The 9,365-nt window shown below is 68.7% G+C and carries 7 protein-coding genes; 3 read left to right on the plus strand and 4 right to left on the minus strand.

What is annotated here, in order from left to right:
- Positions 1–390: 390 nt before the first annotated feature.
- The 3 genes from RM788_RS52770 to RM788_RS52780 all read right to left on the minus strand — a co-directional run bounded on the left by RM788_RS52770 (position 391) and on the right by RM788_RS52780 (position 2,204).
- Entirely contained in the window at positions 391–1,527 is a 1,137-nt protein-coding gene (locus tag RM788_RS52770) for a pentapeptide repeat-containing protein (RefSeq protein WP_315929381.1), read from the minus strand.
- Positions 1,500–1,937 (minus strand): hypothetical protein, encoded by a 438-nt coding sequence (locus RM788_RS52775; RefSeq protein ID WP_315929382.1) that lies wholly within the window; start codon positions 1,935–1,937, stop codon positions 1,500–1,502. The genes RM788_RS52770 and RM788_RS52775 overlap by 28 nt, the downstream gene beginning before the upstream one ends.
- 63 nt (positions 1,938–2,000) lie before the next feature.
- The gene (locus tag RM788_RS52780) at positions 2,001–2,204 is read right to left on the minus strand and encodes a hypothetical protein (protein WP_315929383.1); all 204 of its coding nucleotides are present in this window, start codon (positions 2,202–2,204) and stop codon (positions 2,001–2,003) included.
- Between the two features lie 595 nt (positions 2,205–2,799).
- Here RM788_RS52780 and RM788_RS52785 point away from each other — a divergent pair.
- Both RM788_RS52785 and RM788_RS52790 read left to right on the plus strand, forming a co-directional pair.
- Positions 2,800–3,885 carry a hypothetical protein gene (locus tag RM788_RS52785; RefSeq protein WP_315929384.1) on the plus strand — a complete coding sequence of 362 codons (1,086 nt, stop codon included), beginning with the start codon at positions 2,800–2,802 and terminating at the stop codon, positions 3,883–3,885.
- 208 nt (positions 3,886–4,093) lie between these two features.
- On the plus strand, positions 4,094–5,347 hold the full coding sequence (locus RM788_RS52790; RefSeq protein WP_315934949.1) for a tetratricopeptide repeat protein: 1,254 nt from the start codon (positions 4,094–4,096) through the stop codon (positions 5,345–5,347).
- A gap of 139 nt (positions 5,348–5,486) precedes the next feature.
- On the opposite strand, the gene RM788_RS52795 is transcribed toward RM788_RS52790, so the two are convergent.
- Positions 5,487–6,821: a pentapeptide repeat-containing protein gene (locus tag RM788_RS52795; RefSeq protein ID WP_315929385.1), complete on the minus strand. Its 1,335-nt coding sequence runs from the start codon at positions 6,819–6,821 to the stop codon at positions 5,487–5,489.
- Here RM788_RS52795 and RM788_RS52800 point away from each other — a divergent pair.
- Complete coding sequence (locus RM788_RS52800; protein WP_315929386.1) at positions 6,820–7,161, plus strand: hypothetical protein; 342 nt, start codon at positions 6,820–6,822, stop codon at positions 7,159–7,161. The genes RM788_RS52795 and RM788_RS52800 overlap by 2 nt on opposite strands.
- Positions 7,162–9,365: the final 2,204 nt, after the last annotated feature.

Below are 9,365 nucleotides of genomic sequence, written 5' to 3' on the forward strand. Positions count from 1 at the left end.
GCCGACGTGGTTCTGCGGACGTCGGCGCTTATTGGCTCAGTCGCTGCCCCAACTCCAGTCCGGTCATCGGTTCGGTCATGCCATTGGTGGCAGAGGTGCTCGTCACGAACGCGGGGAAGGGGAGGATGCGGCCGCTGCAGTGACCGCACGTGCAGGTCGGCTGCGCGAGGCTGCGTCATAGAAGTCCGGCCTCGTGCAACCGGACCGCCGCCATCGCCGCGCCGGTGCCGCCGGTGACGCGAGGATGGTGGTCTTCAGGATTTTCGTCGTGCGTTCGGCGCGGTCGTGGCTCGCCTTGGACAGCGCCACATAGCCCCGCCGGTGATCGCAGTCAGTACGTGGACGAGCCAGAAGACCCCTGCTCGACCACGACGGCTTGCAGAGGCTGCCTCACTCGGTGGGAGGGACGAATCCCATCACTTCCGGCGGTATCCCACGATCGAACGTCGCCGACTCGAAGTCGGTGTCGCTGGTCAAGGTCGCCGACTTGAAGTCGGCGTCGCTGGTGAACGTTGCCGACTTGAAGTAGGCATTGATGGTGAACATTGCCGACCCGAAATAGGCGTCGCCGGTGAAAGTCGCTGACCCGAAGTCGATGAAATCTATGAACGTTGTCGAGCTGAAGTCAGCGAGCCCGGTGAATGTCGCCGACCCGAATCCGGCGAAGCCCATGAACGCCGCCGACCCGAAGTAAGCGGGGCCGGTGAACGCCGCCCAGTCGAACCGGGTGGTCCGTATGGCGCACCGGCTCAGGTCGAAGTCGATCAGATGGGCGCCGGTGAGGTCGAGGTCGGTGTCTGCCCAGTAGGTGACCAGTGGCTGTTCCCAGGAGCCTTTGCGGAGGTGGTCGCGCAGGAGCCGCTGGGCGGCGACCCGCACCTCGCGCTCCTGGACCTGCTCCCGGTACTCGACCAGCGCCGTCTTGTACTCCGCGTCCTCCGGCTGCAGCGGGGCACCGGGTGCCTCGAACGGCATCCGCAGGTACGCGCAGAACACGCTGACCACGGTGGGCCGCTGCTCGGCATTGTCCTGGGCCAGGCGTTCCAATGCGTACATCCCGCCCAACCGCACCGCGGCCTTGTCCGACCCCAACTGATCCACCGACTTGGTGAACAGATCGGTAACCCTGCGCACGGTCGCGTCCCGCTCAGTGGCCTCGGCGACCCGCTCGGCGTGCACACGGCTGGTCTCGGCGACCTTCTCGGCATGCGCTTGGAACTTTTCGCGTTGTGCGAGTTCGAGTTCCTGGGTGCGTTGGCGTCGTGCGGCGAGGTAGAGGGCGAAGAGTCCGCCGCCGCCGACGGCGACCGACGCGGCGAGTTTGAACACCTCCAGCACCGCGGTGGCCCGCTTGTCCTGGGGTAACTGCAAGCCGTTGACCCAGGTCCACAGCAGCACCGATGCCACTGCGGTCACGGCCAGCACCGCCACCGCGACCGCAGGGACGGTCCATCGCGGCAACGGCGGCCGCACCACCCCCGCTACCGGGACGGGCGTGTTTACAGTGCTGTTCTCGAAGTCGACCATGTCTCTACGGTCGCGCACCCCACCCCCGGCGCTACACCGGATCCGAGCCCCACGCCCTGCGGTGTCGCGGGCCGTTCCCAGTCTTTCGGGGGACTGGGGTTCTCCACAGGGGCTTGTCCAGCCCTCAGCCCCCAGTCCCCGAAGCCGATGTTCGTGGTCAACGTCGTCTGGTTCGGGTCGAGCGGTGCGCCTTCGTAGGACTCGCCGTCGTAGTTGAAGATCAGTGCAGTGCTGCCCGCGACCAGGTAGTCCCGGCCAGCCTTGCGCATCTGGACGGCGGCGGACGAGCCGTCTGACGCCGTCATCTGGGCTTGGCCGAAGCTCGGCGCCGCGAACTGCGCGTAGGTGCTGCCGCGCGGTCGACGAGCACACCCGCCCGAACGACAGGGGACGTGACTTTTGCTGGTCATGTCCCCTGTCAGCGTTGTGGGTGGCTCTGGTTGTGGAATTTGTAGAGCTGGACTGGGCCGAGTTCATGGGCCGAGGATGCCGAGTTCGTAGAGGCGTACGAGCACGGTGGTGGTGCCGCTGCCGAGCACGCTGGAGCCCCAGATCCCGATCAGGGTCTTCCGGGCGATCTCGCGGTGAGCCTGGTTTTTGCTCTCGACGATGACGCCGACCAACCGCCAGCTCAGCACGCTGGAGACGAGAACCACGATGATCAACAATGGCCACATGTACAGACTCCTCACCTGAAAGATCAGGTGAAGCCGTACCTTCGGGCCGCGGCACCTTCATACACCGTACTGGCCGGTAGTGCGCGGCGAGTACGGCTCGGGAACGGACACTCGCTGGTCACAGGATTGCTGCCAGATTGCGACCCTAGTGGCGCTTGCCGATCGGCTCACGCTCGATCATGCCCGCAGTCGCGTTCGGCTATAGCTTGCCTGGGTCTCGGCGGCACGCAGACGCCACCGACGCACGCGGATCATCGCGGTGCCCGACAGCCTCGCCGAAGCCGCTGCGGTACTGCTGCGCGCGGACGGGCTCGACGTCGTGGCCGACCCGCACCACCGACCCGGCAGACGCGGCGGCGCCTGGGGCACCGAGATCATCGCCCAGTCCCGACTGGCCCCACCGGGAACACCGCCCTATCGCCAGCCGAATGCGGTGATGCAAGCGGCTGCACAACAGCGTGACCAGCAGTCCCGCGGTCGTATCAAGTCAGTTGTCGCGGGTGCCCGGCCGCTGCCCAGGTGCGGCTGTCGGGCTGTGCGGCGCAATTGCTAGGTGATCGGTTACGCGGGTGGGGGTGTTTGCGACAGTGCTGGTGTGAAGCGGTTGTGGGCATTCCGGGTGTGGCATGGGTTGGTGTCGGTGCCGGTGGCGGCCGGTGTGGGTGTGATCACGAACCTGGCGACCGAGGGGTTCCCGTGGGCGTTGACTGCTGGCCTGGTGGTGCTGGTGCTGGTGCAGGTGGGGTTGTCGGTGTGGCAGGCGGTGGGAGATCAGCGGGACCGGCGTGATGCCCGTGATGAGTTGTTGGGGTCGTTACGACCGCCGGTGCCGCCGTCTCCGGTACCGATCGAGTCCCCGGCACAGGACGACAGTTGTTCGGTGCTCAGGGTGGGCGCGGTGGTGGGGTGGTTGACGGCGCCGTTCACCCCTACGCCCTTGTGGGGGCGCAAGGTGGTCCTTGATCGTCTGGTGGCCTGGTGCGTCACCTCGGGGTCCGGGGCGGATGTGGTGCGGGTGGTGACGGGCCCGGCGGGGGTGGGCAAGAGCCGCCTCGCCCTGGCCGTCGCCCAAGCGCTCCCGGCGGGCTGGATGGCGGGTCGTCTGCGCGACGACGCGGCCGGTCTGGTGGAGCGGATCGCCGCCGCGGGGGACCGCACGCTGGTGATCGTCGACGACGCCGAGAGCGCTGCGGCATCCGCCATGGAGACCCTGGTCACCGGTGCCGTGCGGCATCCGGACCTGATCCGCGTGTTATTGCTGGCGCGCACCGACGCCGCCTTACGGTTCCTCTCCGACGACGTACGGCCTCGGCTTGCCGGCGTGGAGGTCCTTGGCCCGGTGGGTGAGGCCGGGGACCGGCAGCGATGGTTCATCGAGGCAGCGCGGGCCTACGCCCGTACGTGGCGTGTGCCCGCACCGGATCTGCCCGACCGGCCGGTCGGCCGCCGACGGGGACACCCCGCTGGTGTTACACGCCCGCGCCCTGCTGGCGGTGCTGGGCCGCAGCGGCATCCGCACGTGGTCGCTGACCGATCTGATGACCGAACTGGTGAGCCTGGAACAGCGCTCCTGGCAGTCCGATCTGCCTCGGTTACCGGCAGGATGCGATACCGAGGTACTGGCCGAGGCGGTGGCAGTGTTGCTGCTGCTGCCCGCGTCCAGCGCGGAAGAAACAGCTGAACTACTGCGCCGGGTACCCCAGTTCTCCCACGACACCGCACGGGAGTCCCGGGTCGCGGTAGCCCGCTGGGCACGCCGCCGCTACCCGCCGGGTCCCGGCCACCGCCTGGACCTACAGCCGCACCTGGTCGGCGAGCGACTCGTGCTCGACGTCCTCACCCGGACGCCGAACCTGCTCCACGACGACGACATCCTCGCCGCGACATCGGTGCTGGCCTTCGCCTACGCCACGTTTCCCGACGCGCTCGACCACCTCAACACGCTGCTCACCCGCCGACCGGATCTACTGCCGGACGCCCTGACCTCCGTCCTCGCCACCGGCGTCACCGGCCACCCCTTCGACCAGGCCCTTTCTTCTCTGATCGACTCCCACTGCACCGACGTTGACCTGCGCACACGTCTTATCGCACTCGACTGCGCCACAGCGCTACCTCTCCTGAGCCTTGCCTTGACTCGCCTGCACGTCGAGCACTTCCGACTACTGGCAGCAACCGAACCCGACCGCTACCGACCCGACCTGGCCGACTCACTGATCAACCTCGGGACCTCTTTGAGCGATGTGGGTCGGCCTCTGGAGGCGTTGACTGTCGTAGAGCAGGCTGTCGCCATCCATCGGGAGCTCGCGGCCGTCGAACCTGACCGCTACCGACCCGACTTAGCCGGCTCACTGCAAAACCTCGGGACCTCTTTGAGCGATGTGGGTCGGCCTCTGGAGGCGTTGACTGTCGTAGAGCAGGCTGTCGCCATCCATCGGGAGCTCGCGGCCGTCGAACCTGACCGCTACCGACCCCACCTAGCCGGCTCGCTGCACAACCTGGGTTCTCGTTTGAGCGATGTGGGTCAGCTTCAGGAGGCGTTGCCCCCTGTCGAGCAGGCTGTCGCCACCTATCGGGAACTCGCGGCCGTCGAACCTGGCCGCTACCGCCCCAGCCTGGCCGGCTCACTGATCAACCTTGGGATCTCTTTACGCGATGTGGGTCGGTTTCGGGAGGCGTTGCCCCTTGTCGAGCAGGCTGTCGCCACCTATCGGGAACTCGCGGCCGTCGAACCTGGCCGCTACCGCCCCGACCTGGCCGGCTCACTGATCAACCTTGGGATCTCTTTACGCGATGTGGGTCGGTTTCGGGAGGCGTTGCCCCTTGTCGAGCAGGCTGTCGCCACCTATCGGGAACTCGCGGCCGTCGAACCTGGCCGCTACCGCCCCGACCTGGCCCGCTCACTGCACAACCTCATGGCCAGCTTCAAACAGATGGGAGACCTCGATGGTGTACTTCGCGCGCAACGCGAGATGGTGGTTGTGTGGCGAGCGTGCGCCGACCGAGACCCCGAGCTGTACGGGCCTTTCTACCAGCGTGAAGCGGCTCAACTGCGCCGGCAACTCAATGAGGCGGGCCGTTTTGAGGAGGCGGTTGCTCCTGACCTGGATATCGACCCAGACACCGATTCCGCCGCGACGTCGTAAGTGATAGCAGCGGCGGCAGTTCGCGCAGCCCGCCGCGGGCGGTGGACTGGTAGCGCATCGGCCCGTGCTGCGGGACCTCCCGCGCGGCGTCGTCGTAGGGCAGCGGCACGGCCGCCAGTGTGCGGCGCCGATCCCAACCTCACCACCACATCCCCTGCGTGTCCTCGTTCACGATCACGCCGGTGACGAGGGTCCTGTTGTTGTGTTTCGCGCCGCTGAGGTTCGCGAGGCTGAGGTTCGCGTCGGTGAGGTCCGCGTCGGTAAAGTTCGCGAGGCTGAGGTTCGCGTCGGTGAGGTTCGCGTCGCGGAGGTTCGCGTCGCGGAGGTCCGTGCCGCTGAGGTTCGCGAGGCTGAGGTTCGCGCCGCTTAGGTTCGCGACGCGGAGGTTCGCGTCGGTGAGGGCCGCGCCGCCGAGGTTCGCGTCGGTAAGGTTCGCGCGGCTAAGGTTCGCGTCGCTGAGGTTCGCGCGGCGGAGGTTCGCGCGGCTGAGGTTCGCGTCGGTGAGGTTCGCGCGGCTGAGGTTCGCGTCGCTGAGGTTCGCGCGGCTGAGGTTCGCGTCGGTGAGGTTCGCGCGGCGGAGGTTCGCGTCGCTGAGGTTCGCGCGGCGGAGGTTCGCGCGGCTAAGGGCCGCGAGGCTGAGGTTCGCGCCGGTGAGGTTAGTGTCGGTGAGGTCCGCGCGGTGGAGCCGAAGCGACAGATTTGACCAGCCCTGCCCGGCTGTGGGGTGGTGGCGGACGAGGATGTCCACCGCCGTCTGCCGCGTCTCGCGCTCCTGGTCGTACAGAGCCCGGGCAAGTTCATGTGCTTCGCGTTGCTCCGCGGTCGGTTCCTCGGGCAGCGGATGGGGTTTGGGGTGGGGCATACGCAGATAGGCGCACAACAGGTTCCCGACCGCCTCCTGCTGATCAGGCGTGCTCTGACCGAGGCGTTCCAACGCATACAGCCCGGCCAACCGCACCGCGGCCTTGTCCGACCCCAACTGATCCGACGCCTTGGTGTACAGCTCGGTGATCCGCCGCTCGACCGCGTCCCGCTCGGTGGCCTCCGCGACCCGCTCGGCGTGCACCCGGCTGTCCTCCGCGACCTTCTTGGTATCGGCCTGGACCCGTTCGCGTTGCGCGAGTTCGAGCTCCTGGGTGCGCTGCCGCCGCGCGGCCAGGTAGAGGGCGAACAGTCCGCCGCCGCCGACGGCCACCGACGCGGCGAGTTTGAATACCTCCAGCACCGCGGTGGCCCGCTTGTCCTGGGGTAACTGCAAGCCGTTGACCCAGGTCCACAGCAGCACCGATGCCACTGCGGTCACGGCCAGCACCCCCACGGCGACCGCGGGGACCGTCCAGCGCGGCAACGGTGGCCGCACCGCTCCCGTCAACGGGACGGAGATGTTCGTGGTGTTGTCCTCGGAGTTGACCATGCCTCTACGGTCGCGCACCCCGTCCCCGGCGCTACACCGGACCCGAGCCCTACAGCCCATGGTGTCGTGGGCCGTCCCCGGTTCCCCAGGGGACTGGCGCCCACCGAACGGCTTGGCCGAGGTGACCGTGGCGCTGCTGCGCGCGGACGGGCTCGACGCGGTGGCCGACCGCGTGCGTGTCGACCCCGAGGTCGACGACCACCAGGTGATGGCCGTGCGCGGCCCGGCCGGGTCGGTGGCGCCGCTGCACCTCGGCGCGACGACCGCGCGGGTCTACCCGCCCGGCGCTGGCATCGCCCTGACCGGACCCCCGACCACCATGGTGGAGGTCACCGCGGAGAAGGACGGATGGGTGACCGCGGCGACCCTGGCCACCGCGCTGCGCGAGCACCTGACCTGACCGGCTCGCAGGGTACCCGCGCCGGTCGCGCTGGTCAGGGGACGTGACTTTTGCTGGTCAGCGGCCTGCAAGCCGCTTTCGACTCCGGGAGTCTGTGACTTCCGGAGTTCGGTAGTCCGGTAGTCCCGGAGTCCGTGATTCGGCTGGTCGCGTCCTGGTGTCCTCGTGATCGCGTGCTGTGTCCGGTGGCGGGTGTCCGGGGTTCACGGGACCATTCCGGCCTGCGTCGTTGGACAAGGGTGGTGGTCGTGGGTGTGGTGCGGGTGTCGGTGTCGGGTGGTTGGTGCTGGATGTGTCGTCAGCCCGCCGTGGCAGGGGAGAGGCTGCCCGGACGTGGGCGCCGGGTGCGGCTGCTGTGCGCGCGCCACGATCGCCTGACCTTCGGGGACCCGGCACGTTCGCGGCCGGCCCGAAAGTTGCCTGAGCGGTCTCCTGAGGGCCGGTAGGCCTCTGTCCCGCGGGGAGGTTGTCGGGGACGTGTCGGGGGCTCTGGGGGCTCCTGAGGCCGTGTTCCGTCCGGTGTCCGGCGGGTCCGGCCGGTCTCTCTCGCCCGCGCTTGTGGTCCTGGTGGTGCCCGCGGTGCGGCTCCCAGCCCCGCCCCTTGGCCCCGGCGCGGCGCGGTGACCGCGGTGGTCCCCTGCCTCCGCCCTGCCCGCCTCGCCTGCCTCGCTCGTGGTAGTCGACGTCGGTCGCTCGAACGGCGGGGGACGTGACTTTTGCTGGTCACGGGGGTGGCACCCCCTCGTGCACCCCCCATGCACCCCCTCGTGCACCCCCCCCGCCCCGACGTGACACAAAGTAGTTGTGCACCGGCGAACAACTACTTTTTGTCACCTTGGGTGTGCTGGCCCTGCCGGGACTTCCGGAGTCCGTGAGTCCCGGAGTCTGGAAGTCCCCTGGTCGTGGACGTAGCGCGGCGGTCCGGCCCGATTCCTGGTTCCCGCGGTGGTCGATGTGGTCCCGTTCGAACGGTAGGGGACGTGACATGTGCTGGTCAGGGCCGTGCGGAGCGCGGGTGTGGCGCCCTGGTGGTGCTTGCCGCGGCGGTCCGGTCCCGGCTCGGCGTGCGTCGCGGGCGGTGGTCGACGTCGGCTCGTCGAACGGCGAGGGACGTGACATTTGCTGGTCACAGGCTTGCGGAGCGCGGGTGCGGCGCCCTTGGTGGCCTGACCCGGTGCGCCCCGCGGTGGCCCGGCTCGGCGCGCCCCGCGGTGGTCCAGCTCGGCGAGCGTCGCGGGTGGCCAGCTCCGGCGCGGCGCGGCGCGGCCCGGCTCCAGCTCGGCGCGCGGCGCGCGGCGCGGCGCGGCGCGGCCCGGCCCGCGCTGGTCGACGTCGGCGCGGTGGACGGCGGGGGAGTGCCGCGGTGCCGTGGTCCGGCTCCAGCTCGGCGAGCGTCGCGTCGCGGCTCCAGCCCGGCTCGGCGTGCGTCGCGGGCGGTGGTCGACGTCGGCTCGTCGAACGGCGAGGGACGTGACATTTGCTGGTCAGGTTGGGCGTGAGCGGACTTCCGGAGTCCGGGACTTCCGAAGTCCGGGGGTTGCCTGGTGCGGCCCGGCTCGGTGCCGCGGTGGTGTCGTGCCGCTCGGGTCCGCGGCTGCCGCGCCCTGGTCCCCTGCGCCTGTCGGGCTGCCCGGTCCCCGCGGCTGTGAGGCCTGCTCGGCGCGGAGCGCCTGGCCCTGGTGGTCCCGCGGGGGCGGCTGTCGTGAGGGACGTGACAACTGCTCTTCGCAGGGGGTTTCGGCGGGTTTCGACGGCGGTACTACCGGAGTGCCGGACTACCGGATTCCCGGACTTACAGACTCCCGCTGACCGTCAAAGTGCGGACTGCTCGCGCGGAGCGCGCCATAGCATATTGCTCATGAGCGGTTCGCGCGGGGTACCATTTATGGCTAGAACCGTTGTGCCCTAACGGTTTCACCGTTTCGAGAGCGCGAAGCGCGCGCCGCCATGAGCGCTTTTTCCCTTGCATCGCAAGGGTTTCATGCTGTGGAGCGCGGAGCGCGACACATGGTCAACAGGCAGGTTTTGTTGCGTAGCAACAACTCCACAGTAGACACACGTGAACCTGTTGCGTAGCAACGGGTTCATGCTGTAGACTTTCCTCTATGGACAGAGATGGAGAGCAGAAACCCTTGCGTAGCAAGGGTTTTGCGAACGCGGAGTACCGCGCGCGGAGCGCGGCGGTTAGGTCGCGGAGCGAACAG

This window comes from Umezawaea sp. Da 62-37 (assembly GCF_032460545.1).
GTDB lineage: Bacteria > Actinomycetota > Actinomycetes > Mycobacteriales > Pseudonocardiaceae > Umezawaea.

What these genes read in the sequence shown, in the direction of transcription:
- RM788_RS52770 (WP_315929381.1), bottom strand. Translation starts at nt 1,527, where the DNA reads ATGGTCGACTTCGAGAACAGCACTGTAAACACGCCCGTCCCGGTAGCG.
- RM788_RS52775 (WP_315929382.1), bottom strand. Translation starts at nt 1,937, where the DNA reads ATGACCAGCAAAAGTCACGTCCCCTGTCGTTCGGGCGGGTGTGCTCGT.
- RM788_RS52780 (WP_315929383.1), bottom strand. Translation starts at nt 2,204, where the DNA reads ATGTGGCCATTGTTGATCATCGTGGTTCTCGTCTCCAGCGTGCTGAGC.
- RM788_RS52800 (WP_315929386.1), top strand. Translation starts at nt 6,820, where the DNA reads ATGGTGTCGTGGGCCGTCCCCGGTTCCCCAGGGGACTGGCGCCCACCG.
- RM788_RS52795 (WP_315929385.1), bottom strand. Translation starts at nt 6,821, where the DNA reads ATGGGCTGTAGGGCTCGGGTCCGGTGTAGCGCCGGGGACGGGGTGCGC.